The 25,459-nt window shown below is 57.5% G+C and carries 16 protein-coding genes; 12 read left to right on the forward strand and 4 right to left on the reverse strand.

The annotated features are described in order from the left end of the window. Nucleotides 1-58 precede the first annotated feature (58 nt). From DV711_RS02660 to sucD, 5 genes are all read left to right on the forward strand, one after another. Nucleotides 59-2,902, forward strand: coding sequence for a 2-oxoglutarate dehydrogenase E1 component (locus DV711_RS02660; RefSeq protein ID WP_114694094.1), 2,844 nt, complete (start codon nt 59-61; stop codon nt 2,900-2,902). Between the two features lie 36 nt (nt 2,903-2,938). Next, nucleotides 2,939-4,147: a 2-oxoglutarate dehydrogenase complex dihydrolipoyllysine-residue succinyltransferase gene (odhB, locus tag DV711_RS02665; RefSeq protein ID WP_114694095.1), complete on the forward strand. Its 1,209-nt coding sequence runs from the start codon at nt 2,939-2,941 to the stop codon at nt 4,145-4,147. 92 nt (nt 4,148-4,239) lie between these two features. Further along, nucleotides 4,240-5,679 carry a dihydrolipoyl dehydrogenase gene (gene lpdA, locus DV711_RS02670; protein ID WP_114694096.1) on the forward strand — a complete coding sequence of 480 codons (1,440 nt, stop codon included), beginning with the start codon at nt 4,240-4,242 and terminating at the stop codon, nt 5,677-5,679. A 133-nt stretch (nt 5,680-5,812) separates the two neighbouring features. Beyond that, a complete protein-coding gene (sucC, locus tag DV711_RS02675; protein WP_114694097.1) occupies nt 5,813-6,979 on the forward strand; it encodes an ADP-forming succinate--CoA ligase subunit beta in 1,167 nt (388 codons plus the stop codon). Further along, nucleotides 6,980-7,852, forward strand: a complete 873-nt coding sequence (sucD, locus tag DV711_RS02680) for a succinate--CoA ligase subunit alpha (protein WP_114694098.1) — start codon at nt 6,980-6,982, stop codon at nt 7,850-7,852. Nucleotides 7,853-7,987: 135 nt separating this feature from the next. Here the strand turns inward: sucD and DV711_RS02685 are convergent, their stop codons facing one another. The 3 genes from DV711_RS02685 to DV711_RS02695 are packed head-to-tail and all read right to left on the reverse strand — an operon-like array spanning nt 7,988 to nt 13,817. Beyond that, entirely contained in the window at nt 7,988-9,433 is a 1,446-nt protein-coding gene (locus DV711_RS02685; protein WP_114694099.1) for an efflux transporter outer membrane subunit, read from the reverse strand. Then, the gene (locus DV711_RS02690) at nt 9,433-12,612 is read right to left on the reverse strand and encodes a multidrug efflux RND transporter permease subunit (RefSeq protein WP_114694100.1); all 3,180 of its coding nucleotides are present in this window, start codon (nt 12,610-12,612) and stop codon (nt 9,433-9,435) included. Before DV711_RS02690 ends, DV711_RS02685 begins: the two co-directional genes overlap by 1 nt. A gap of 20 nt (nt 12,613-12,632) precedes the next feature. Then, the gene (locus tag DV711_RS02695; protein WP_114694101.1) at nt 12,633-13,817 is read right to left on the reverse strand and encodes an efflux RND transporter periplasmic adaptor subunit; all 1,185 of its coding nucleotides are present in this window, start codon (nt 13,815-13,817) and stop codon (nt 12,633-12,635) included. A 259-nt stretch (nt 13,818-14,076) separates the two neighbouring features. Between DV711_RS02695 and DV711_RS02700 the strand changes: the two genes are divergently transcribed. The 7 genes from DV711_RS02700 (at nt 14,077) to DV711_RS02730 (ending at nt 25,219) form a co-directional block, all read left to right on the forward strand. Next, complete coding sequence (locus DV711_RS02700) at nt 14,077-15,192, forward strand: class I SAM-dependent rRNA methyltransferase (RefSeq protein WP_207802516.1); 1,116 nt, start codon at nt 14,077-14,079, stop codon at nt 15,190-15,192. 211 nt (nt 15,193-15,403) lie between these two features. Beyond that, nucleotides 15,404-17,332 carry a molecular chaperone HtpG gene (gene htpG / locus DV711_RS02705; RefSeq protein ID WP_114694896.1) on the forward strand — a complete coding sequence of 643 codons (1,929 nt, stop codon included), beginning with the start codon at nt 15,404-15,406 and terminating at the stop codon, nt 17,330-17,332. Nucleotides 17,333-17,439: 107 nt separating this feature from the next. Beyond that, nucleotides 17,440-20,181, forward strand: a complete 2,742-nt coding sequence (locus DV711_RS02710; protein WP_114694102.1) for a bifunctional acetate--CoA ligase family protein/GNAT family N-acetyltransferase — start codon at nt 17,440-17,442, stop codon at nt 20,179-20,181. A gap of 370 nt (nt 20,182-20,551) precedes the next feature. Beyond that, nucleotides 20,552-22,099: a cytochrome c oxidase subunit II gene (gene coxB / locus DV711_RS02715; RefSeq protein ID WP_114694103.1), complete on the forward strand. Its 1,548-nt coding sequence runs from the start codon at nt 20,552-20,554 to the stop codon at nt 22,097-22,099. Between the two features lie 11 nt (nt 22,100-22,110). Then, nucleotides 22,111-23,718, forward strand: a complete 1,608-nt coding sequence (gene ctaD, locus DV711_RS02720) for a cytochrome c oxidase subunit I (RefSeq protein ID WP_114694104.1) — start codon at nt 22,111-22,113, stop codon at nt 23,716-23,718. Continuing rightward, nucleotides 23,718-24,335 (forward strand): cytochrome c oxidase assembly protein, encoded by a 618-nt coding sequence (locus DV711_RS02725; protein ID WP_114694105.1) that lies wholly within the window; start codon nt 23,718-23,720, stop codon nt 24,333-24,335. The genes ctaD and DV711_RS02725 overlap by 1 nt, the downstream gene beginning before the upstream one ends. After that, on the forward strand, nt 24,332-25,219 hold the full coding sequence (locus DV711_RS02730; RefSeq protein ID WP_114694106.1) for a cytochrome c oxidase subunit 3: 888 nt from the start codon (nt 24,332-24,334) through the stop codon (nt 25,217-25,219). Before DV711_RS02725 ends, DV711_RS02730 begins: the two co-directional genes overlap by 4 nt. Here the strand turns inward: DV711_RS02730 and DV711_RS02735 are convergent. Beyond that, entirely contained in the window at nt 25,216-25,425 is a 210-nt protein-coding gene (locus DV711_RS02735; RefSeq protein ID WP_114694107.1) for a DUF2909 domain-containing protein, read from the reverse strand. The genes DV711_RS02730 and DV711_RS02735 overlap by 4 nt on opposite strands. Nucleotides 25,426-25,459: the final 34 nt, after the last annotated feature.

The following is a 25,459-nucleotide window of genomic DNA, read 5'->3' on the forward strand; positions in this document are numbered from 1 at the left end:
GGCCACAGGGTGAAGAACGTTGCCGTTCGGCAAGCGCCTCACTACAGGGTTGTCAAGAATGCATGAAGGCATAATGGAGTTGATGTGGAGCACTTCACATCTCTCAGGTGGGAATCTGACCTACGTAGAAGAACTCTACGAGGAATACCTCAGGGACCCCAACGCGGTACCACAACAATGGCGGGAAGAGTTTGATAAGCTCCCCCGCGTCCAGCCAACCGTCACCCAAGACGTACCTCACTCCACAGTGCGCGAGCACTTCCTCTACCTCTCCAAAAACCAACGCGCCACCGCTCAGGCTCTTCCAGTCTCCAGCGTCAGCTCAGAGCACGAGAAGAAGCAGGTCCGTGTATTGCGTATGATCAACGCTTTCCGGGTCCGTGGACACCAGATCGCCGAGATCGATCCATTGGGGTTGATGGAGCGTGAGGACGTCCCGGATCTGGAACTTCAGTTCCATGAGCTGTCAGCGGCTGACCACGACACGACCTTCCAACTGGGGTCGCTGTTTTTTGGTCCTGAAGAAGCACCGCTGAAACAGATTCTTGATGATCTGCACCAGACCTACTGCACCAGCGTCGGTGCGGAGTTCATGCATATCGTTGATACCCAGGAGAAGCGTTGGGTCCAGCAGCGTCTGGAAACGGTTCGCTGCCATCCTGAATTCGAGCCGGAATACCGCAAACACATTCTTGAGCGCCTGACAGCCGCCGAAGGGTTGGAAAAATACCTCGGCTCTCGCTTTGCCGGTGCCAAGCGATTTGGTCTGGAAGGTGGCGAAGCGCTGATCCCCTGTATGGATGAGCTGATTCAGCGTTCCGGTAAGGCCGGTGCCAAAGAAGTGGTTATTGGCATGGCCCACCGTGGCCGTCTGAATGTATTGGTCAACACCTTCGGTAAGAATCCGCAGGAACTGTTCGAAGAATTCGAGGGTAAGCGGACCCTGGAAACCTCTGGTGACGTTAAGTACCACCAGGGCTTCTCTTCCAACGTGGCGACCCCCGGCGGCGAAGTGCATATCGCCCTGGCGTTCAACCCGTCCCACCTGGAGATCGCATCGCCGGTGGTTGAAGGTTCGGTACGTGCCCGACAGGATCGCCGTGATGATCCGGAAGGCAATCTGGTTCTGCCGATCACCATCCACGGTGACCAGGCCTTCGCCGGTCAGGGTGTGGTGATGGAAACCCTGCAGATGTCGCAGACCCGTGCCTACAAGACTGGCGGTACGGTTCATATCGTCATCAACAACCAGGTTGGCTTTACCACCAACAAGCGTGAAGACTCGCGTTCCACCGAGTACTGCACCGACGTGGCCAAGATGGTTCAAGCGCCGATCTTCCACGTTAATGGCGATGATCCTGAAGCGGTCGCTTTCGTGACTCAGGTGGCATTGGACTACCGTAACGAGTTCAAGAAAGACGTCGTTATCGATCTGGTTTGTTACCGCCGTCGTGGCCATAACGAGGCCGACGAGCCGTCCGGTACCCAGCCGCTCATGTACCAGACCATCAAGACCCAGAAGACCACCCGTGCTCTGTACGCCGACAAGTTGATCGCCGAAGGTGTTATCGACCAGGCTGAGAGCAAGGCGATGGAGTCCGACTACCGCCAGTCGCTGGAAGATGGTCGTCACGTGGCCAAGTCCCTGGTAACCGAGCCCAACGAAGAGCTGTTCGTTGACTGGCGTCCCTACCTGGGTCACGAGTGGACCCACTCCTACGACACCCGGGTCGATCCGCAGCTGGTCAAAGAGTTGGCTGCCAAACTCGACCATGTACCTGAAGGCTTCACCATCCAGCGTCAGGTTCAGAAGATCCTCGAAGATCGCAAGCGTATGGGTTCCGGTGCGATGCCGATCAACTGGGGCTTCGCCGAAACCATGGCCTATGCGACCCTGCTGGCCGAAGGCCACCCGGTGCGTATCACCGGTCAGGACGTTGGTCGTGGTACCTTCTCCCACCGCCATGCGGTGCTGCACAGCCAGAAAGACGGTGAAGTCTACGTGCCGCTGCAGAACCTGGATGATGATCAGCCTCGCATGACCATCCACGACTCCTTCCTGTCGGAAGAAGCGGTGTTGGCGTTTGAATATGGCTATGCCACCACCACGCCGAATGCGTTGGTTATCTGGGAAGCTCAGTTTGGTGACTTCGCCAACGGTGCCCAGGTGGTTATCGACCAGTTCATCACTTCCGGTGAGCACAAGTGGGCCCGTCTGTGCGGTCTGACGATGTTGCTGCCGCACGGCTACGAAGGGCAGGGACCGGAGCACAGCTCGGCCCGTCTGGAACGCTACCTGCAGCTTTGTGCCGAGCACAACGTACAGGTCTGTGTGCCGACCACCCCGGCTCAGGTGTTCCACATGCTGCGTCGTCAGGTGATTCGCCCGCTGCGTAAACCGCTGATCGTTATGTCGCCGAAATCACTGCTCCGTCACAAGCAGGCGATCTCGACCCTGGAAGAGCTGACCGACGGATCCTTCCAGACCGTGATTCCGGAAGTCAACGACATCGCGGCCGACAAGGTTAAGCGACTGGTGCTCTGTAGCGGTAAGGTCTACTACGACCTTTACAACAAGCGTGAAGAGCAGGGTACCGACGATGTAGCAGTCGTACGGATCGAACAGCTCTATCCGTTCCCGGAAGAGCATATGATCGAAGCCCTCAAAGCCTACAAGAACGTTGAAAGCGTTGTCTGGTGTCAGGAAGAGCCGCTGAACCAGGGTGCCTGGTATTGCTCGCAGCACCACATGCGCCATGTTCTGGCACAGCTCTGGCCGACACTGAACCTGGAAGTTTCCGCGCGCCCAGCCTCGGCTGCACCGGCATCCGGTTATATGTCCCAGCATGCCGAAGAGCAAGAAACTCTGGTTAACGAAGCGATCAATGGCCCGCAGGCGTAAGCCGCCTGCCCGCCACTACTAAATAAAGGAAGTGACATGTCTATCGAAATCAAAGCCCCTACTTTTCCTGAGTCTGTTGCAGATGGTACTGTTGCAACTTGGCACAAGCAGCCCGGTGAAGCCGTATCCCGGGACGAGCTGATTGTCGATATCGAAACCGATAAGGTAGTTCTTGAAGTCGTTGCCCCGGCAGACGGTAGCATCGCTGAGATCATCAAGGGTGAAGGCGATACCGTACTGAGCGACGAGGTCATCGCGATCTTCGCTGCTGGCGACGTTGCCGCTGCAGCACCGGCTGCTGCCGAAGCCGCACCGGCTGAAGCTGCTGCCGAAGGCGATGCTGACGCCGCCGCCGGTCCGGCAGCCCGCAAACTGCTGGACGAAAACAACCTGGATGCCTCTAAGGTACCGGGCACCGGTAAAGGTGGTCGAGTCACCAAAGAGGATGTTCTGAACTACCTGAAGAACAAGCCGGCCGCTGCGCCTGCTGCCGCTGCTCCGGCTGCTGCCGCGCCTGCAGTTGAGGTTCCGGCTGCGGGTGAGCGGGTTGAAAAGCGCGTGCCGATGACCCGTCTGCGTGCCACCATCGCCAAGCGTCTGGTAGAAGCACAGCAGAATGCGGCAATGTTGACCACCTACAACGAAGTCAACATGAAGCCGGTGATGGAACTGCGCAAGCAGTATAAGGACCTGTTCGAGAAGACCCATAACGGTACTCGACTGGGCTTTATGTCGTTCTTCGTCAAGGCGGCGACCGAAGCGCTGAAACGTTTCCCGGCAGTTAACGCCTCCATTGACGGCAACGATATCGTTTACCACGGTTACCAGGATATCGGTGTTGCGGTTTCTACCGACCGCGGCCTGATGGTGCCGGTACTGCGTGATACCGACGGCATGAACCTGGCCGGTGTCGAGTCTGCAATTGCTGATTTTGGTAAGCGAGGCCGCGAGGGCAAGCTGGGTATCGATGATATGCAGGGCGGTACCTTCACCATCACTAACGGTGGTGTGTTCGGCTCGCTGATGTCGACGCCGATCCTGAACCCGCCGCAAACGGCGATTCTCGGCATGCACAAGATCCAGGAGCGCCCGATGGCGGTCAACGGTGAAGTGGTTGTGCTGCCGATGATGTATCTGGCCCTGTCGTACGATCACCGCATGATCGACGGCAAAGATGCAGTACAGTTCCTTGTTACCATCAAGGATCTGCTTGAAGATCCGGCACGTATGCTGCTGGACGTATAACTAGAAATACACGCTCCCGCGCAGCGGTGTGCCTACCAGCCCCGCTGCCTCCAAGAGACAACCCAAAAGGTTAACTGATAGGAAAATCGGACATGTCACAAAAGTTTGATGTTGTAGTGATTGGTGCCGGCCCTGGTGGCTATGTAGCAGCGATCCGTGCCGCGCAGCTGGGTCTTAAGACCGCCTGTGTCGAGAAGTGGGTCGATGATAAAGGCACTGCGGTACTGGGTGGTACCTGTCTGAACGTGGGCTGTATCCCGTCCAAAGCGCTGTTGGACAGCACCCACAAGTACCACATGGCTCACGAAGAGTTCAAAGTCCACGGCATCAGCACCGGCAAGGTAGACATTGACGTTGCCGCCATGGTGGGTCGTAAGGACAAGATTGTTAAGAACCTGACCATGGGCGTGGCCGGTCTGTTCAAGGCCAACGGTGTAACTCTGCTGCAGGGTACCGGTAAGGTACTGGGCGGCAAGAAAGTAGAAGTCACCAAGCATGACGCCAGCACCGAAGTGGTTGATGCCGAAAACATCATCATCGCTGCGGGTTCCGTACCGGTTAATATTCCGCCGGCTCCGCTGACCGATGACCTGATTCTGGACAACGAAGGAGCCCTGAACATCACCGAAACTCCCAAGCGTCTGGGTGTGATCGGCGCCGGTGTTATCGGCCTGGAAATGGGTTCTGTATGGAACCGTCTGGGTACCGAAGTCACCGTGCTTGAAGCGATGGAAGACTTCCTGCCGTTCTGCGATAAGGACCTGGCCAAAGAAGCTCAGAAGACCTTCAAGAAGCAGGGCCTGGATATCCGCCTGAATGCGCGTGTTACCGGCACCGAAGTCAAAGGCAAAGAAGTTGTGGTCAAGTTCACCGATGCCAAAGGTGAGCAGGAGATCGTGGTCGACAAGCTGATCGTTGCGGTTGGTCGTCGTCCGTACACCGAAGGCCTGCTGGGCGCCGATAGCGGCGTTGAGCTGGACGAGCGTGGTTTCATCTCCGTAGACGGCCAGTGCCGTACTTCCGTCCCGGGCGTGTTTGCCATCGGTGATGTGGTGCGTGGCCCGATGCTGGCGCACAAGGCCTCTGAAGAAGGCATCATGGTGGCCGACATCATCCACGGCCATAAGGCCCAGATGAACTACGACTGCATCCCGGGCATCATCTACACCCATCCTGAACTGGCCTGGGTCGGCAAGACCGAGCAGCAGCTCAAAGCCGAAGGCGTCAAGGTTAAGGTTGGTAAGTTCCCGTTCGCGGCCTCCGGTCGTGCGATGGCCTCTCAGGACACTGACGGTTTCGTTAAGCTGATCGCTGACGAAGAGACCGATCGGATCCTGGGCTGCCATATTGTCGGTGGTCAAGCCGGCGAACTGATCGCGCAAGCGGTTATCGCCATGGAATTCGGCTCCAGCGCCGAGGACCTGCAGCTGACCGTATTTGCCCACCCGACAGTCTCTGAAGCGATTCATGAGGCGGCCCTGGCGTGTGACAATCACGCTATCCACGTGGCAAATCGCAAAAAGCGTAAATAATAAAAACAGCCCCCCGGCGGACTCCGGTCTGCCGGACCATGGACCGCTCTGGCCAGTTGGCAGGGCGGTGAATTAGCGCAGCCCGAGTTCAAATCGGGGGGCGCCTATGAGAACGTAAATAACGGATCGAGACATGAATCTTCACGAGTATCAGGGAAAACAACTGTTTGCCCAGTACGGTCTGCCGGTATCCCAGGGTGAGGCCGTTGAGACCCCTAAGGATGCCGCCGAGGCTTGTAAGCGTATTGGCGGTGACAAGTGGGTCGTAAAAGCCCAGGTCCACGCTGGTGGCCGTGGTAAAGCGGGTGGCGTTAAGCTGGTTGACAGCCCCGACGAAGCCAAAGCTTTTGCTGAAAAGTGGCTGGGTGAAAACCTGGTAACCTATCAAACAGACGCCAATGGTCAGCCGGTTTCCAAAATTCTGGTTGAAACCTGCACCGACATCGCTCAGGAGCTGTACCTGGGTGCCGTTGTTGACCGTTCTTCCCGCCGCATCGTCTTCATGGCTTCCACCGAAGGTGGTGTTGAGATCGAGAAGGTTGCTGAAGAGACTCCGGAAAAGATCCTGAAGGCCACCATCGATCCGCTGGCCGGCCCGCAGCCGTACCAGGGCCGTGACCTGGCATTCAAGCTGGGTCTGGAAGGGGTTCAGATCAAGCAGTTCGTTCAGATCTTCATGGGTCTGGCGACCATGTTCGCTGAGAAGGACCTGGCGCTGCTGGAGATCAACCCGCTGGTTATCACCGACGCTGGCAACCTGCACTGTCTGGACGCCAAAGTCGTTATCGATTCCAACGCGGTTTACCGTCACAAGGATCTGCAAGAGATGCACGATCCGTCACAGGACGATGAGCGCGAAGCCAATGCTGCCAAGTGGGAGCTGAACTACGTTGCGCTGGACGGCACCATCGGTTGCATGGTTAACGGCGCAGGCCTGGCCATGGGCACCATGGACATCGTTGCTCTGCACGGTGGCTTCCCGGCCAACTTCCTCGACGTAGGTGGTGGTGCAACCAAAGAGCGTGTTGCCGAAGCCTTCAAGATCATCCTGTCTGACGACAAGGTAAAAGCGGTTCTGGTTAACATCTTCGGTGGTATCGTCCGTTGTGACCTGATCGCGGAAGGTATTATCGCTGCGGTTAAAGAAGTAGGCGTTGAAGTGCCTGTAGTTGTTCGCCTGGAAGGTAACAACGCCGAGCTGGGTTCTCAGGTTCTGTCTGAGTCCGGTCTGGACATCATCGCCGCTACCAGCCTGACTGACGCGGCTCAGCAAGCGGTTAAAGCAGCGGAGGGTAAATAAGTGAGCGTTCTAATCAACAAAGACACCAAGGTAATCTGTCAAGGTTTCACTGGTGGTCAGGGCACTTTCCACTCCGAGCAGGCGATTGCCTACGGCACCAACATGGTTGGTGGTGTAACGCCGGGTAAAGGCGGTCAGACTCACCTGGGTCTGCCGGTTTTCAACACCGTTGCTGAAGCGGTTGAAGCTACCGGTGCTGATGCTTCCGTCATCTACGTACCGGCTGCGTTCTGTAAGGATTCCATCCTGGAAGCAGCTAACGGCGGCATCAAACTGATCGTTGCGATCACCGAAGGTATCCCGACGCTGGATATGCTCGAGTGTAAAGTTAAGTGCGACGAGCTGGGTGTTACCCTGATCGGCCCGAACTGTCCGGGTGTGATCACTCCGGGTGAATGTAAGATCGGCATCATGCCGGGTCACATCCACCTGCCTGGCAAGGTTGGTATCGTATCCCGTTCCGGTACCCTGACTTACGAAGCGGTTAAGCAGACCACTGACGCCGGCTTCGGTCAGTCTACCTGTGTTGGTATCGGTGGTGACCCGATCCCGGGTTCCAACTTCATCGACGTACTGGAACTGTTCGAAAACGATCCGGCTACCGAAGCGATCGTGATGATCGGTGAGATCGGTGGTACCGCCGAAGAAGAAGCAGCTGCCTACATCAAGGCTAACGTTTCCAAGCCGGTTGTTTCCTACATCGCAGGTGTTACCGCTCCTGCTGGTAAGCGCATGGGTCATGCCGGTGCGATCATCTCCGGTGGTAAAGGTACTGCAGACGAGAAGTTTGCTGCCCTGGAAGACGCCGGTGTTAAGACCGTACGTTCACTGGCTCAGATCGGTGACGCACTGAAGGAAGTGACCGGCTGGTAAGCCAGGCTTCTGAATGGATGATTAACCTTCGCGGTTAACGAAAAAGGGCCCTCATTGAGGGCCCTTTTTTTATGGACAGAATTTCAAGTTCTACAGCGAGTGAGGATCCGGTTTAACGGACTTCACTGAGCGGATCTAGCCTTGATTCTGCTCTGTCTGACTGTGAAGATCACGGAAACTCTTGCTGGTGCTGTCTCCGCCGCCTAGTGCTTTGTAGAGCTGGATCACCGCTTCAACCTCGCCACGCTCGGATTCCAGCAGGGCCTGCTCGGCGGAGAACAGGTTCTGCTGAGAGTCCAATACCTCGGTGTAGCTGTCCAGACCGGCCCGGTAGCGGGCTTCGGCCAGTTTCAGCCGGTCTTGCTGTGCCGTCACCAGACGGGTGTTGGCATCGATCTCGGCGCGCCGAGCGATGCGGGCCTGGGCGTTAGTGTAGACCTCGGAAAAAGCGGTTTGGATCGCTTTTTCGTATTCGGCTACCGAGCGTTGCTGACGGGCTTTCGCCACATCGAGGTTGGCCTGATTGCTGTTGCCGAACAGTGGCAGGGCGATCGAAGGTGTGAAGGTCCAGGTGCTGGAGCCGGAGCCGAACAGGTCGCTCAGGTCACTACTGGCCAAACCGGTACTGCCCACCAGGCTGACCCGCGGAAAGAACGCCGCCCTTGCTGCGCCGATGTTGGCATTAGCCGCCCGCAGTGCTTCCTCGGAGCGGATGATATCCGGCCGGCTGAGTAGAATGCTGGAGTCCAGATTGTCTGGGATTTGAAGTTTGAAATCGGGCTTGTGGCCGTTTTTCTGATTCGCCAACAACTGGTCGATCGGGGTGCCGACCAGCAGCTCCAGTGCGGCCTTGAAGTTCGACAGGGTGCGCTGGTTCTGGGCTCTCTGGGCCTCGACGGTGACCAGGGCTACCTGGGCTTGGGCAATATCCAGCGCCGAAGAGATGCCGACGGTTTCGCGCAGCTGGATCAACTCCATCGACTTCTTGCGACTCTCCAGCGTTTCGTCGGCAAGACGAAGATTTTCCGTCGCCGCCAGCCAGTTGTAGTAGGCATTGGCCGTTTCGGAGATGATGCTCAGCTGGCTCGAGCGCTGAGCTTCCAGGGTGCCGAAGTAGCTTGCCAACGCAGCATCGTTGAGATTGCGGATCCGGCCCCAGAAGTCGACCTCGTAAGAGACCAGTCCGACGTTGGCGCTGTAGCTGCGGCTGATATTGTCATCGCCGCTCAGGTTGGTCGAGTTCCGGGTGGTGGTCCCGGCACCGTTGATGCCGATATCGGGCAGATATTCGCGCTGCTGAATCTGGTATAGCCCTTGTGCCTCAGCTACGTTGGCGGCTGCGATCCGCAGGTCTCGATTATTTTCCAACGCCAGTTCGATCAGTTGTTTGGCGGTCGGGCTAGGAAAAAACTCACGCCAGGCAGCCAGTTCGAGTTGTGGCTGCGCCGCTGTCTCGGCAACACCGGCAATGGTGTTGGCGACCGGGGGCTCCGGGTACTCGAACTGTGGTGCCAGATTGGTACAGGCGGTCAGGCTGCCTGCGATCAGCAGCGATAGGCTGACTTTAGTGAACGGGTGCATTATTGGTCCTCCATCGCGGCGGCTTGTTGGGCTTCAAGTTCCGCTCTGGTGGGCTTGGCCGGGAACAGTTTACGGACTAACAGATAGAACACCGGCACGAACAGCACCGCCAGCACGGTGGCCGATAGCATGCCTCCCAGTACGCCGGTTCCGATGGCGCGACGACTGGCGGAGCCCGCTCCGGTGGAAATGGCCAACGGGATAACCCCAAGCACGAAGGCAAAAGAGGTCATCAGTATCGGCCGGAAGCGCAGCTTGCAGGCTTCGACAACCGCGTCGTAGGCACTCTTGCCGTGGTGTTGTAGATCGCGGGAAAACTCGACGATCACGATGGCGTTTTTGGTCGACAGACCGATGATAGTGATGATGCCTACGGTAAAGTAAACATCGTTGGTCAATCCGCGCATGCTGACCGCCAGGACGCAGCCCAGCACACCTAGCGGCACCACCAGCATGACCGATAGCGGCACCGCCCAGCTCTCATACAATGCAACCAATACCAGGAATACCACGATGATCGACAGGGCAAACACATAGACGGTCTGACCGCCAGAGATTTTCTCCTCCAACGATTGTCCGGACCACTCGAAACCAAAGCCTTTCGGAAGCTCTGCGGCGAACGCCTCCATCATCGCGATGGCGTCACCACTACTGGCTCCTGGGGCTGGGGCTCCGCTTAGCGGTATCGACGGTACGCCGTTGTAGCGGTTCAGTTTGGCTGGGCCCTGAATCCACTCGGCGCTGGCGATCTCTTTGAGGTCGACCAGGCCGCCCTGGGTGTTGCGAACCTGCAGGCTCATGATCGCTTCGAGGGAAGAGCGGGCGTCCTGATCCGCCTGGACCCAGACTTGGTGAACCTTGCCATTCTCGACGTAATCGTTGACGTAGGCTGAACCCATGGCGATCTGCAAGGTGGAGTTGAGGGAGGCGATATCCACATCCAACGAGCGGGCCTTGATCCGATCGACGTCGATCCGAATCTGCGGCGCCGGGGGCAGGGTGTTTGGACGTAGGCCGGTGATGGTGGCAGGACCATCGCCCTGGGCCGCCATGCCCATGATCTGGAACGCCGCCTGCATCAGAGCATCGGGATCGTTATTGCCGGAGCGATCCTGCAGTCGGAAATCGAAACCGTTGTCGTTGCCCAGGCCGGGGATCGGCGGCATATTGAATGCGAACACGATGCCGTCGCCGATAAAGCGCTGATAGGCCGGGCCCGCATCGGCGACGATCTGATCGGCATCCCGTTGACCCTTCTTGGTTCGTTCGTCCCAGGGGTGCAGGTTGGCGAAGCTGATGTAGGTGTTCTGGCCGGAGCCCAGGAAGCCGAAGCCGAGTACCGTGATCACGTCTTTGATCTCGGGCTGGCTCTTGAGCCAGGCATCGGTTTTGTCAGCCAGCTCCTTGGAGCGTTCCTGGGTGGCCCCAGAAGGGAGCAGGGCGCCGGTAACTACGAAACCCTGGTCTTCCGAAGGAACGAAGCCTTTCGGCAGGCTGTTGAACTTCTGGTAATCAAAGGCGCCGATGCCGGCGAAGATCAGCATGGTGACCACCACACCGACCCCGGTCAGCATCAATTTGACGACGGCCATATAGCCATCGGTAAGCCGGGCAAAGCCGCGGTTAAACCATTGTCCCGGTGCAGAAAGGGCCAGGGCCAGCTTGCCCGGGTTGGGGTTCTTGGCTTTCAGTAAGCCCTGAGCCATCGCCGGGCTGAGGGAGAGCGCCAGGAACGACGAGATACAGACCGAGATAATGATGGTCAGCGAGAACTGTTTGTAGATCTGTCCGACCGAGCCACTGATAAAGGCCATCGGCACGAATACTGCGACCAGCACCGCGGTGGTTCCGATAATGGCTCCACTGATCTGTTGCATCGACTTCTTGGTCGCCTGGTAGGGCCCCAGGCCCTCATCCTCCATCAGGCGCTGGATGTTCTCGACCACCAGGATGGCATCATCCACCACGATACCAATCGCCAACACCATACCGAACATGGTCAGCATGTTGATCGAGAAACCAAACAGGTACATGCCGATCGCCGTACCGATCAACGAAATTGGAACCACGATCAACGGGATTAGGGTGGTGCGCCAGTTCTGCAGGAATACAAACATGACGATCGTCACCAGGATGATCGCGATGATCAGGGTCTCTTTCACCTCGGCGATGGAGATATCGACGAACAGTGAGGTGTCATAGGGCGACATCCAGCGAATATCTTCGGGGAAGAATTGCTGTAACTCGTCCATCTTCTCCTTGATCAGCTGGGCCGTCACCAACGCATTGCCGGTGTTGGACAGTTTGGTCGCGAAGGCCGCCGCGGGCTGGCCGTTGAGCAGCACATTGGTGGCGTAACTCTGGGCGCCCCGTTCAACACGAGCGATATCGCGCAATCGAACCACCGCACCCTCTGAGGAGGAGCGCAGGATAATCTGACCGAATTCTTCAACCGTCGAGAGGCGTGACGGCACCAATACGGTGGCGTTGATCTGCTGGTTGGAAGGTGAGGGCAGCGCCCCCAGCTCACCTGTGGCCAGTTGCGCGTTCTGGCTCTGGATCGCGGAGACAATTTCGTCCGGGGTAATACTGAACGAGGTCATCTGCTTCGGATCGATCCAGATCCGCATCGCGTACTTGGAACCGAACAGGTCGGCCGAGCCGACGCCGGGCAGGCGACGAATTTCGCTGATCACGTTGGCATCGATATAGTCGCCAAGATCGGTGGCGTTGTAGGTGCCGTTGGGCGAGTGCAGCGCGATGATCATCAGGAAGTCGGGTCGGGTCTTATCGATATTGACCCCTTGCTGATTGACCGAGGAAGGCAGTCTGGCTTCGACCCGCTTGAGTCGGTTCTGCACATCGACCGCCGCGATATTGGTATCGGTGCCGGTCTCGAAGGTCAGGGTGATGGTTGCGGTTCCGGCACGGCTGGATTCCGAGGCGATGTACTTCAGGCCTTCGATACCGTTCATCTCATCTTCGATGACGCTGGTAACGGTATCTTCGATAGTTTTGGCCGAGGCGCCCGGATAGGTCGCGGTGACGGTGACCTGGGGCGGGGCGATGCTCGGGTAGGCGGCAACCGGTAGCTGGGTAAACGAAAGTCCCCCGGCGATCAGGAGCAGAATGGCAATAACCCAGGCGAACTTGGGCCTGTCGATAAAAAACTGCGGCATGAGATTCTCCCTGTGGCCCGTTATTGCTGCTTGGCGGTCATGCCCGCATCCTGCATCTCTGCTGAGGTCATACCGACAAACTGGGCACCTGCCATGGTCTTGAGAATGGAGGTGTCGCTGACGACCACCCGGTCACCGTGATTCAGGCCGGAGCGAACAAACCAATACTCACCGGTCATCGGCCCCAGCTCGATCTTCACAGGGACCAGTTTGCTGTCCTTGACCATATAAACTTCCGGTCCCTTGGGCGTAATATTGACGGCTTTCTGCGGGACTTTGATCACGTTATTGGTGGTGGCAACGGGAACCTTGACCCGCACGAACATACCCGGCAGCAGGACGAAGTCGGGGTTGTCGACCACTGCACGCAATGAGATGGCACCGGTCGCCTCATCCACTTCCATCGAGGAGAACTCAAGCTGGCCCTTTTCCGGGTAGATGGTGCCGTCCCCCAGATTGATCTCGATATTCTTGTCGTCAGGACCGGAGATCAGTCCGGCATTCATCGCTTGGCGGATCCGGATCACATCGGCGCTGGTTCGGGTGAAGTCGATATAGACCTTGTCGATCTGTTCGATATTGGCCAGTTGGGTCGATTCGGCGCTGGTCAACGCACCCTCTGTCACTAGGGCTTTGTCGATCCGGCCGGAAATGGGCGCGGTGACGGTGGCGTAATCCAGATTGATCTTGGCGATCTCCAGGTTGGCTTTGGCCTGTTCGACCTGCGCCTTGGACTGCTGGCTCTGGGCTGCGTTGGTATCGTACTCCTGACGGCTGACCGCCCCCATCGACAGCAGCTGCTTGTAGCGTTTCAGGGTTTGCTGGGACAGGTTGTACGCTGCGACAGCGTTGGCGACATCGGCTTTGCGGGCACGATGGGTGGCTTTCAGGGTCCGGTCTTCGATTTTGAACAGGACTTCGCCGGCATCGACATGGGTTCCTTCATCGAAAACCCGCTTTTCGATAATTCCGGTTACCCGGGCCCGAACCTGTGCCAGACGATAGGCGGAGACGCGGCCGGGGAGATCTTGAGTGACGACTTCAGAATCTGCTTGAACCGCCTCAACCGTTACCGGGATTGGGCCCTGAGGAGAGCTTTGAGCCTCTGATGCACTATCCTCAGCCACTGCCAAGGATGGACTGAACTGCTGAACTGACACCATTCCGGCGATAATGAGCATAGAAAAGAGAGCTGTTTTCTTCATGCTAATCCTTGATTGCGTAGTCATTCCATAGGCATTTTTACAACCCTGACGGCTGTGAAAACGTGCCCCGGTCTAGGCGGTCATTTGTAGATAAAGGTTTAAGTATAAGGGTATTTTTTTACTGTCGCGTGACCTGGCCGGGAGATTTTTCCCGGCCGGCAGTTTTTTACCAGCTTGCAGGTTAACGAGGGGTTAAACCGGCTTGGGCGCGGACAGGAAAAGGTTGCGGTATACTGCGCCAAATTTTCAGGCATCTTCCATGACCGATAAAACCGATACTCACCACTGCGTCCCTCTTCCCACATCTGACCAGCCGATTGCAGCCTCCGGCAGCGCGTTGAGCTCACTGCATGATTCGTTGGGATTGGCATTGGATCGACGCCGTCCTCTTGTCGCACAGTTAGACGCGGAGCAGACTGATTGCTACCGGCTCTATCACGGTACCGTCGAGGGCGAGGCCGGTGTGACCGTTGATCGGTATGGACCGCAGTTGATCATCCAGAGCTTTCACCGTGATCTGGGCGACGACGAAGTGACGTTGATTGTCGAGCAGATTGAAGACCGTCTGGGTATGGCGTTGCAGCCGTTCTACCATGCCCGCCAACACAGTCAGGCCAACCCGACTGCGGCTAAGCACTCGCTGTTTTCCGGCGCCGAAGGCGATGCCGAGGCGGTTTGTCGGGAGCTGGGGGTTAGCTTTCGTACCCGAGGCGTGCATCGAGGGATCGATCCCTTACTGTTCTTGGATATGCGGGCAGGGCGGCGTTATATCCAACAGCATGCACAAGGACTGAGTGTCCTGAATCTGTTTTCCTATACCTGTGGTGTTGGCGTTGTTGCCGCAAGTGCCGGGGCCCGTCGTGTGGTAAATATCGATTTTGCTCGCTCAGCGCTGGACGTGGGCCGGGAAAACGCCGAGTTGAATGATTTGACCGACGAGCAGATTGAATTTGTTCAATCGGACTTTTTCCCCGCCGCGCGTCAGTTGGCGGGCTTGCCGGTCAAATACCGTCGCCAGGGGCGCGGTGGGCGTCGCCAGCCGGCGCGTAACTATCCGCGTCTGGATGCCTGTCAGTTCGATCTGGTATTTCTTGATCCGCCGCGTTGGGCCAAAAGCCCGTTCGGTACGGTGGACCTGATCCGCGATTACCCCAGCCTGTTCAAGCCGAGCCTGCTGGCAACCAAACCCGGAGGGCGGCTGGTCTGTTGCAACAACGTGGCCCAGGTCGATGCCCAGGATTGGTTGGATCAGTTGCAGCGTAGCGCCGCCAAGGTCGATCGACCGATCCGCGAGGTTGAGTGGCTTCAACCTGAAGCGGACTTTCCCAGCTTTGACGGCAAGCATCCGTTGAAGATGGTGGTGTTGCACGTCTAAGCCTATCGTTGCCGATCGAAGCGTTCCTGGTCTGGATCCGATTCTCGGCAGCATCTCGGTTAGGTCGAGCTGGAAAGGATCTTCGGTTGAGCGAGGTTGTGCAAAACAACGCTTGAAATGTCATTCGCCGTCCCCATTTAAACAGCAGCAAGAGGGTTCCAGCCCTATTTGAGACTGGAGCCGGGTTTATCTGTTGAAACTGGAACTGGGTATGACCACCGAAACGCAAAAAGAAACGCTGGGCTTTCAGACCGAAGTCAAACAACTACTGCACTTGATGATTCACTCGCTCTACTCCAATAAGGAGATTTTCCTGCGTGAGCTGATCTCTAACGCCTCCGATGCTGCCGATAAGTTGCGCTTTGAAGCGCTGTCCGATGGTGGCCTGTATGAAAACGACAGCGAACTGAAGATCCGAATCGAGTTCGACAACGAAGCCCGCCAGATCCGTATTATCGATAACGGTATCGGCATGAATCGTCAGGATGTGGTGGATCACCTGGGTACTATCGCCAAGTCCGGTACCGCCGATTTTCTGTCACACCTGACCGGTGACCAGAAGAAAGATTCGCACCTGATCGGTCAATTCGGGGTTGGTTTCTACTCCGCCTTTATCGTTGCCGAGCGGGTTGAAGTGCTGACCCGTAAAGCCGGTGACGAAGCCGCCAACGGCGTACACTGGGAATCCCGTGGCGAGGGTGAGTTCAATGTCGGGACCATCGAAAAGGCCGATCGCGGAACCACCATCGTGCTGCACCTGAAAGAGGATGAAGCCGAATTCGCCGATGGTTTCCGTCTGCGCTCACTGGTACGCAAGTATTCCGACCATATCTCGATCCCGGTTGAGATGGTGAAGGAGCCGACGCCGGAATTCGACGATGAGGGGAATCCCAAGCCGGTTGCCGAGGATGCGCCTGTTGAGTGGGAGAGTGTTAACGCTGCCACCGCGCTCTGGACCCGTGGCCGTACCGAGGTCACCGAGGAGGAGTACCAGGAGTTCTACAAGCACGTCTCCCACGACTTCGAGAACCCGCTAAGCTGGAGCCACAACAAGGTTGAGGGCAAGCTCGACTACACCAGTCTGCTGTACGTGCCTAGTCGTGCCCCGTTTGACATGTGGAACCGTGACGGCGTCCGTGGCCTGAAACTCTACATCCAGCGCGTCTTTATCATGGACGATGCCGAGCAGTTCCTGCCGCTGTACCTGCGCTTTATCAAGGGTGTGGTTGACTCCAACGACCTGTCGCTGAACGTCTCCCGTGAGATCCTGCAGAAAGACCCGGCTATCGACTCGATGCGCAGCGCGCTGACCAAGCGGGTGCTGGACATGCTGACCAAGCTGGCCAAGAAAGAGGGTGACGATTACGCCAAGTTCTGGAGCGAGTTCGGCCAGGTCCTGAAGGAAGGTCCGGCGGAAGATTTTGCCAACCGCGACAAGATCGCCAGACTGCTACGTTTTGCCACCAGCCATACCGACAAGGAAGCGCAGGATCAGTCGCTGGATCAGTACATCGAGCGTCTGCAGGAAGGTCAGGATTCGATCTACTACATCGTTGCCGACTCACACGCCGCCGCCAAGAACAGCCCCCATCTGGAGATCTTCCGCAAGAAGGGCATCGAGGTGCTGCTGCTGTCCGATCGCGTCGACGAGTGGCTGATGAGCAACCTGCACGAGTACGAAGGCAAGTCGTTCAAGGATATCACCAAGGGTGATCTGGACCTGGGCAAAGTTGAAGACGAAGCCGAGAAGCAGCAGCAGGAAGAGACCGCCAAAGAGTTCGGCTCTCTGGTGGAGCGGGTTAAGGAGCTGCTCAAGGAGCAGGTCAACGAGGTTCGCATCACCCACCGTCTGGTCGATTCTCCCGCCTGTCTGGTAGTCGGTGAACACGAGATGGGGGCGCAGATGCGCAAGATCATGGAGGCTGCTGGCCAGCAGGTTCCGGATTCCAAGCCGACTCTGGAGCTGAACCCGACCCATCCGCTGGTCGCATCACTCAACGATGAATCCGACGAAGATCAGTTCGGTGAGCTGGCGCAGATCCTGTTCGATCAGGCCTGCCTATCCAGCGGCGAACAGCTGGCTGATCCGGCCGATTTCGTTCAGCGGCTCAACAAGCTGTTGCTCAAACTCAGCCGTTGAGCTGATCTTTATCAAGAACCGAAACAGGGCGCTTAGGCGCCCTGTTTTATTATGGGGACGGCAGCGATAGAATAGCGTTTTGCACCGCAGCATTTCTGGAGTTCCTGGTGAGCACTCAATACCTTAAGCGTTTCTTTAAACCCCAGTCAGTGGCCCTGTTTGGGGTTACCCCGGAACCTGACAGCATGGGGCGGGTGGTCCTGAAAAATCTGGTTGAAGGGGGCTACTCCCATCCGATCTATCGGGTCGGCGAACATCCAGAGCACTTTGACGGCGTTAAGAGCGTTGCGTCGCTGGATGATCTGGAGCAGATGCCGGATCTGGCCGTACTCTGTTCCGATGCCGATAAAATCCCGGCTCAGATCGAAGAGCTGGGTAAACGTAAGGTCAAAGCCGCGCTGGTATTGGGTACCCGTCTGAGCCAGACCAAATACGCCGACCGTTTCGCCTTCAATCGCGCTCTGCGCGATGCGGCCCACCCCTACGGGATCCGGATTTTGGGCCCGGAAGGGATGGGGCTGCTGGTGCCGGCGATGAAATTGAACGCCAGTTACGCCCACCAGAATATCCGCAAGGGCAACGTGGCCTATGTGGGGCAGTCTGGAATTCTGGGTACCGCGATGATCGACTGGGCCAACGGCCAGGGGATCGGTTTTTCCAACTTCCTGACCCTCGGTGGTGGTATCGACGTCGATCTGGCCAGTGTGATCGATTACCTGGCTACCGATCCCTACACCAGTTCGCTGCTGATCCAGGTGGACAGTATCACCAATGCGCCCCATTTCATCTCTGCCCTACGGGCTGCAGCGCGAAATAAGCTGGTGCTGGTGCTCAAGAGTAACCTATCGCTGCTGGCCTATGCCGATCGCAAGAAATTGCTGCCGCCGGGTGTTGATACCTTCGACGAAGTCTACGATTCGATCCTGACCAGCTGTGGTGCGGTACGGGTCGACAGTAGCGATGAGCTGTTCGATGCGCTGGAGACACTGACCACCATCAAACCACTGTACGGTGAGCGCCTGGCGCTGATCTCCAACGGTATGGGCCCGAGCGCGATGGCGGTGGAGCGGTTGGTCGATAAGGGCGGAGTGAAGTTGGCGCAGTTGCAGCCGGAAACCGTCGCCGCGCTGGCCGAGCTGACTGGCAACGAAACGACCTCCCAGAACCCGGTCGATCTGAATGCCGACGCCAGTCCCGAGGTCTATCAGAAAGCGGTGGAAATTCTGAGCAAGGCCAAAGGGGTGGACGCATTGCTGGTACTGCATGCACCGACCCAGATGGCGCCCAGTGCGGCCACCGCCGAGGCGGTGATCAAAGCCGCCAAGCGTACCCGTCGCAACGTGCTGACCAGTTGGATGGGACGACAGAGCGCGATCGAGGCGCGCAACCTGTTCAATGACGCCAAAATCCCCACCTATATCACCCCGGAAAAAGCCGCTGACGCCTTCATGCATATGGTGAAGCACCGGCGCAACCAGACCATGCTGAAGGAGACCCCGACCCCGGTCAGCCTGCAGCTGGAAGAGGCCAAGCTCAGCAAGGCCAAGCAGATGGTCGAGCAGGCGATGGAGAACGGTCGTGATTACCTGCGCCATGAAGAGGTTACCGACGTACTGGAACTGTACGGTTTCGAGTGCGCCAGTTCGTTCTATGCCGACAGTGTGGAGGAGGCGATCAAGATCGCCCGCAAGCTGGAAACGCCAATTGCGATCAAGACGCTGCATAAGGATAACTGCTACCCGTTCTGCTACGACGATGAAAACGCGCAGCGTTGGCGCGATCTGGCGTTGGATCTGACCAACCCAGCTGAGCTGGAGCACCATGTTGGGGAGCTGTCGCGCCGGATCGACGAGCGTTTCGGTGAGCAGGAATACCGTGGATTTACGATTCAGCGGATGAAGCGCGGCTTCCAGTCGCTGCAGGTCTGCACCGGGATTACCCGAGACCCGGTGTTCGGGCCGATGGTTTTCTTCGGCATCGGGGGTTATAGCCACGATGTGCGAGCCGATCGTCAGCTGATGATGCCGCCGCTAAATAAGAGTCTGGCCAAGGCCATGATTCGCCGTTCCCGTTTCTACCCGATCCTGAAACAGAACAGCAGTAACTTCGAGCAGCATCTGGACAGTCTCTGTCAGGTGTTGGTGCGCTTATCGGAGATGGTGATCGACCTACCGCATCTGCGAACCCTGGAGATCCACCCGCTGCTGGTCAACAGAAATGGATTGCTGGTGGTGGATGCCAGTATCGGCTTGGGGCAGCCGGTCAAGACCGCCATTACTCCCTATCCGGAGCAGCTGGAGAGCCGGATTCAGCTCCGCTCGGGCCGAGAGGTCCTGGTACGACCGATTCGTGGCGAGGACGAACCCCGACACCTGGAGTTTTTCCAACGTTTGAGCCCGGAGTCGATTCGGTTGCGTTACTTCTACAGTCGTGGCGAGCCCAACCATGATGAGCTGGCCAACTGGACCCAGATCGATTATGACCGTGAGATGGCGTTTATCGCGACGGCGCCGCGGCTGGACGGCAAGCCCGGCAACGAAACCCTGGGCGTGGTCAGGACCACCACCGATGCCGATAATGTGTCGGCTGAATTCGCGGTGGTTCTGCTCGACGAGCTACAGGGGGAGGGACTCGGAAAACTGCTGATGCAGAAGATGATCGATTATTGCCGCGAGCAAGGCACCCTGGAGATCATGGGGACCACCATGACCAGTAACCTCGGAATGCAAAAGCTGGCTAAGAAGCTCGGTTTTGAAAACAGCTATAACGCCGAGGAAGAGGCCATCGAGATGAAGATGATGCTGAATGAGCCGACCGAGGAGTGGCAACGCACAAGATTGGCTCATTGATTTGACGGCTGCTGGGTCGTTGAATCGCGCGAAGCCCGGGGCAATCTCGGGCTTCGATAATAATTATCCCGACTAATAGGTCGGTTTTTAATTGCATTTGGCACTAATAATTTTTTATTAAGTGAATTCTCTATTTCTGCCTTAACTTGCTGATAAATTGAAATAATTATTTCAATTCTCAGGCGGTTTTTTGGATGGTCTTTGTCAGACGCCACAAACCAGACCTAAGGTCTTGATGCCTACCACGATTTCCGTTTTTTGGTTTCAAAATTAGAAGCCTGCGTGTCAGCGGCTATACTTCCGTCTATCCGAGTCAACTGCTCGGGTATAACGACATTAGGCGCCTTATCCGAACTCGGGAGGCAGATCCATGCGACCAGCAATCGCTTTGGTTCTGTTGGTTGCGGGCGGCTTCACGGAACGAACCGCTGCCGACTGGCAGTTGAACCTTAAGCCAGGCATCACCGAAATCAGCCGATCGGTATTCGATCTTCATATGCTGATTTTCTATATCTGCGTAGCGATCGCAGTGGTGGTGTTCGGGGTAATGCTGTGGTCGATCATCCACCACCGTAAATCCCGCGGCGCCCAGGCTCATAATTTTCATGAAAGCACCTGGGTCGAAATTCTCTGGACCCTGATCCCCTTCGTCATTTTGGTTGCCATGGCGCTGCCGGCCAGTCAGACGTTGATGGCGATGTACGACAAACGCGAGGGAGATCTGACGGTACAGATTACCGGTTACCAATGGAAGTGGCGTTACCAGTATGTCGGCGAACAGGTGGACTTCTTCAGCAACCTGGCCACATCGACTGCCCAGATCAATAACGAGCAGCCCAAGGGGAAGAACTACCTGCTGGAGGTCGATCGTCCTCTGGTCTTGCCGGTTAATCGCAAGATCCGCTTCCTGCTGACCTCCAACGATGTGATCCACTCCTGGTGGGTACCGGCCCTGGCAGTTAAGAAGGATGCGATCCCCGGTTTTATCAACGAGGTCTGGGCGATCCCGGAGCAAACCGGTACCTATCGCGGCCAGTGTGCCGAGTTGTGCGGTAGGGATCATGGCTTTATGCCGGTGGTGATCGAGGTGGTGCCGCAAGCGGAGTTCGACCAGTGGTTGGCCGATAGCCGCAGTGCCGCCGAGCAGCGTGCGGGTGCCGCCGAGCGCGACTGGAGTCTTGACGAGTTGATGGCGCACGGCGAAACGGTTTATCAGAGCCAGTGCGCCGCCTGCCACCAGGCCGGCGGTGAGGGAGTTGCCGGCGTTTTTCCTGCTCTTAAGGGCAGTCGCCTGATCGCCGAAGACCCCGACGCCCATATCGATATCGTCCTCAACGGCCGTAGCGGCACTGCGATGCAAGCCTTTGGCCAGCAGCTGGATGCGGTCGACCTGGCGGCGGTGATCACCTACGAACGCAACGCCTGGGGTAATCGCGGTGAAGCCGTGACGCCGAAACAGATTCTGGCTCTGCAAGGTGGCGACAGCTCGGCAGGGGCTGCGGCCTCGTCTGGCGCCGACTCGGCAGCAGTAACTCCATCGGCAATGATGCCGGCCGATAGCGCCATCGAAGCAGAAGCTGAAACGGCTGTCGCAGCCTCGCAGGAGGCTGATTCCATGGTTGGCGCTGTTGATGGTCAAGCGCTGTACCTGCAGCACTGTGGTGCCTGTCACCAACCCAGCGGACTTGGGGTCAATGGCGTATTCCCGGCGCTCAAAGGCAGCGCTCTGGTGACCGGTCCGGACGAGTCTCATATCGATATCGTAATCCACGGCAAACCGGGCACGGCGATGGTGGCTTTCGGCACGCAGCTAAGCGCCGAGCAGCTGGCGGCCATAATCAGTTACGAGCGCAGCGCCTGGGATAACGGTGCCGCTGCGGTGACAGCGGACCAGGTTCGGGCGCGTCTGTCGCCATAGGAGAGAGGGTGATGAGCTCAACGCAAGCCATGACGTCCCACCATGCCACGCCGCCCTCGGGGTTGATGCGCTGGCTGTTGACCACCAATCACAAGGATATCGGTACCCTATATCTGATCTTCTCGCTGACGATGTTTTTCGCCGGCGGCACCATGGCGCTGGTGATTCGCGCCGAGCTGTTTCAACCGGGGCTGCAGTTTGTCCAGCCGGAGTTCTTCAACCAGATGACCACCATGCACGGCCTGATCATGGTGTTCGGTGCGGTCATGCCGGCCTTTGTCGGGCTGGCCAACTGGATGGTGCCGATGATGATCGGCGCACCGGATATGGCCCTGCCGCGGATGAATAACTGGAGTTTCTGGATCCTGCCTTTTGCCTTCAGCCTGATGTTTATGACCCTGTTTATGGAGGGCGGGGCGCCCAACTTCGGCTGGACCTTCTACGCGCCCCTATCGACGACCTACGCGCCCCCGAGCGTGACCTACTTTATCTTTGCGGTCCATATGATGGGGATCAGCTCGATCATGGGGGCGATCAATATTATCGCCACCATTCTTAATCTTCGTGCCCCGGGTATGAGGATGATGGATATGCCACTGTTTGTCTGGACCTGGCTGATCACCGCGTTTCTGCTGATCGCGGCGATGCCGGTTCTGGCCGGGGTGGTTACGATGATGCTGATGGATATCCATTTCGGCACCAGCTTCTTCGATGCAGCTGGTGGGGGGGATCCGGTGCTGTTCCAGCATGTGTTCTGGTTCTTCGGCCACCCCGAGGTCTACATCATGATCCTGCCGGCGTTTGGGATCGTGTCGCAGATCATTCCGACCTTTGCCCGCAAACGTCTGTTCGGTTACACCTCGATGGTCTGGGCGACCTCGTCGATCGCGCTGCTCTCCTTTATCGTCTGGGCCCACCATATGTTCACCGTCGGTCTGCCGTTGGTGGGCGAACTGTTCTTTATGTTCTCAACCATGCTGATCGCGGTGCCGACCGGGGTTAAGGTGTTCAATTGGGTGGCGACCATGTTCCGTGGTTCGATGACCTTCGAGACACCGATGCTGTTCTCGCTGGCGTTCGTGGTGCTCTTCACCATCGGCGGTTTCTCCGGCTTGATGCTGGCGATCGCGCCGGCTGACTTCCAATACCACGACACCTATTTCGTGGTGGCCCATTTCCACTACGTACTGGTTCCGGGGGCCGTGTTCTCGATTATGGCGGCGGTCTACTACTGGCTGCCTAAATGGACAGGGCGTTATTACGACGAGACGATGGGCAAATGGCATTTCTGGCTGTCGTTTATCGGCGTCAACCTGACCTTTTTCCCGATGCACTTTATCGGTTTGGCGGGCATGCCGCGGCGGATTCCCGATTACGCGTTGCAGTTTGCCGACTTCAATATGGTCGCCTCGGTCGGGGCCTTTATGTTTGGGCTGTCGCAGCTGCTGTTTATCTACAACATCGTCCAGTGCGTGCGAGAGGGCGACCCAGCTGACAAGCGGGTTTGGGAGGGCTCCCAGGGATTGGAGTGGAGTCTGCCGTCGCCGGCGCCTTACCACAGTTTCAGTGAACCGCCGGATACCAAGGTGGCACTGCTGTTAACCAAGGGGGGACGCTGATGGCAACGCCCCAATCACCCCGGCCACCGGATCGACGCGATCCTGCCCGACTGGCCCGCCGGCTGCTGTTAGTGGCGGTGCTGATGTTCGGTTTCGGTTTTGCACTGGCGCCGCTCTATGACGTGTTCTGCGAGCTGACCGGAATCAACGGCAAAGTGACCCGAACCGGTGAGCCGGCCCAACCCTTTGCGATCGACCGAACCCGGCTGGTGCGGGTACAGCTGATCGCCGTCAATAACGAAGGGATGCCCTGGCAGTTTCAGCCCGAGCAGCCCGAACTTTCGGTGTATCCCGGCGAGCAGGCGATGACCAGCTATCTGGCGATGAACCCGACCACCCGAGAGATGGTAGCGCGAGCCGTACCCAGCGTGGCGCCGGCTGAAGCGGCCGGTTATCTGCAGAAAGTGAACTGCTTCTGTTTTGAATCTCAGTCGCTGGGGCCGAATATGCGTCAGACCATGCCGCTGGTACTGATGATCGATCCGGATCTGCCCGAGCATATCCGCACCATTACGCTCTCCTACACGCTATTTGATGCCACTGCCGGCAGCGATGCGCGACTGAGCCAGCGTCGGCTCGAGTCGGAACCAGCGGCGGGGGCGAGGAGTACCCTATGAGCAGCCCGACCACTACCTACTATGTTCCGGAAAGCAGCCGTTGGCCGATCATCGCGTCGATCGCACTGTTTCTGATGGCGCTCGGTGCGGCCGGTACCATCAACGCGCTGGAGAGCGACGGGCAGGGTGTCAGTCACTGGCTGCTGATCGCAGGTGCGCTGTTGATGATCTGGGTGGTGTTTCGCTGGTTTGCTGGGGTGATCCGCGAGAGTCAGCTTGGACTTTACAGCGACCAGATAGATCGTTCATTTCGCTGGGGTATGAGCTGGTTTATTTTCTCTGAGGTGATGTTCTTTGCCGCGTTTTTTGGAGCGCTCTTTTATGTTCGCAACTTCGCCGTGCCCTGGCTCGGCGGTGAGGGAGATAAGGCGATAGCCAACCAGCTGTGGCAGGGCTTCAGTGCTCAATGGCCGTTGATGCAGACCCCGGACATGGAACGCTTCCCAGGGCCTCAAGAGGTGATCAGCCCTTGGGGGATTCCGCTGCTCAATACGGTGCTGCTGTTGAGTTCCAGTGTGACTCTGACGATCGCCCACAAAAGTCTCAAATTGGGTGACCGGGACCGGGTACAAACCTGGCTCGGGGTCACCATCCTTCTGGGTCTGTGCTTCCTGGGCTTCCAGATCGAAGAGTATATCGTCGCCTACACCGAGCTGGGCCTGACCTTGCAGGCGGGAATCTACGGAGCCACCTTTTTTATCTTAACCGGTTTCCATGGGGCCCACGTGACCCTGGGAACGGTGATGCTGATCATTATTTTTATTCGGGTCCTGAAAGGGCATTTTAGTGCCGACAACCACTTCGGTTTTGAAGCGGTAAGTTGGTATTGGCACTTTGTCGACGTGGTTTGGGTGGGGCTGTTCCTGTTCGTCTACATCCTCTAATGGGGATGTAGGCCGTGGGGCTGCAGCTGGCCGGTATAAAAACCGATCAGTAACAGCACCACCAGCAGCAGGCTTAAAGCAACCCGTAGTCCGAGACTGTTGACGGTGCGATGGCTGTCGGCACGATCGAAAATAAGAAAATAGAGCGCTGCCATCAGGCTGGCAACGATAGCGGCAAAAACCAACAGCAACAGCAGTTTGAACATGGCAATTACTCCCTGGCGCCAAGGGGTGAGGCTG

The sequence above is a fragment of the Motiliproteus coralliicola genome (assembly GCF_003345655.1).
Classification (GTDB): Bacteria; Pseudomonadota; Gammaproteobacteria; order Pseudomonadales; family Balneatricaceae; genus Motiliproteus; species Motiliproteus coralliicola.

What these genes read in the sequence shown, in the direction of transcription:
- DV711_RS02660 (WP_114694094.1), top strand. Translation starts at nt 59, where the DNA reads ATGCATGAAGGCATAATGGAGTTGATGTGGAGCACTTCACATCTCTCA.
- odhB (WP_114694095.1), top strand. Translation starts at nt 2,939, where the DNA reads ATGTCTATCGAAATCAAAGCCCCTACTTTTCCTGAGTCTGTTGCAGAT.
- lpdA (WP_114694096.1), top strand. Translation starts at nt 4,240, where the DNA reads ATGTCACAAAAGTTTGATGTTGTAGTGATTGGTGCCGGCCCTGGTGGC.
- sucC (WP_114694097.1), top strand. Translation starts at nt 5,813, where the DNA reads ATGAATCTTCACGAGTATCAGGGAAAACAACTGTTTGCCCAGTACGGT.
- DV711_RS02685 (WP_114694099.1), bottom strand. Translation starts at nt 9,433, where the DNA reads ATGCACCCGTTCACTAAAGTCAGCCTATCGCTGCTGATCGCAGGCAGC.
- DV711_RS02690 (WP_114694100.1), bottom strand. Translation starts at nt 12,612, where the DNA reads ATGCCGCAGTTTTTTATCGACAGGCCCAAGTTCGCCTGGGTTATTGCC.
- DV711_RS02695 (WP_114694101.1), bottom strand. Translation starts at nt 13,817, where the DNA reads ATGAAGAAAACAGCTCTCTTTTCTATGCTCATTATCGCCGGAATGGTG.
- DV711_RS02700 (WP_207802516.1), top strand. Translation starts at nt 14,077, where the DNA reads ATGACCGATAAAACCGATACTCACCACTGCGTCCCTCTTCCCACATCT.
- htpG (WP_114694896.1), top strand. Translation starts at nt 15,404, where the DNA reads ATGACCACCGAAACGCAAAAAGAAACGCTGGGCTTTCAGACCGAAGTC.
- coxB (WP_114694103.1), top strand. Translation starts at nt 20,552, where the DNA reads ATGCGACCAGCAATCGCTTTGGTTCTGTTGGTTGCGGGCGGCTTCACG.
- ctaD (WP_114694104.1), top strand. Translation starts at nt 22,111, where the DNA reads ATGAGCTCAACGCAAGCCATGACGTCCCACCATGCCACGCCGCCCTCG.
- DV711_RS02725 (WP_114694105.1), top strand. Translation starts at nt 23,718, where the DNA reads ATGGCAACGCCCCAATCACCCCGGCCACCGGATCGACGCGATCCTGCC.
- DV711_RS02730 (WP_114694106.1), top strand. Translation starts at nt 24,332, where the DNA reads ATGAGCAGCCCGACCACTACCTACTATGTTCCGGAAAGCAGCCGTTGG.
- DV711_RS02735 (WP_114694107.1), bottom strand. Translation starts at nt 25,425, where the DNA reads ATGTTCAAACTGCTGTTGCTGTTGGTTTTTGCCGCTATCGTTGCCAGC.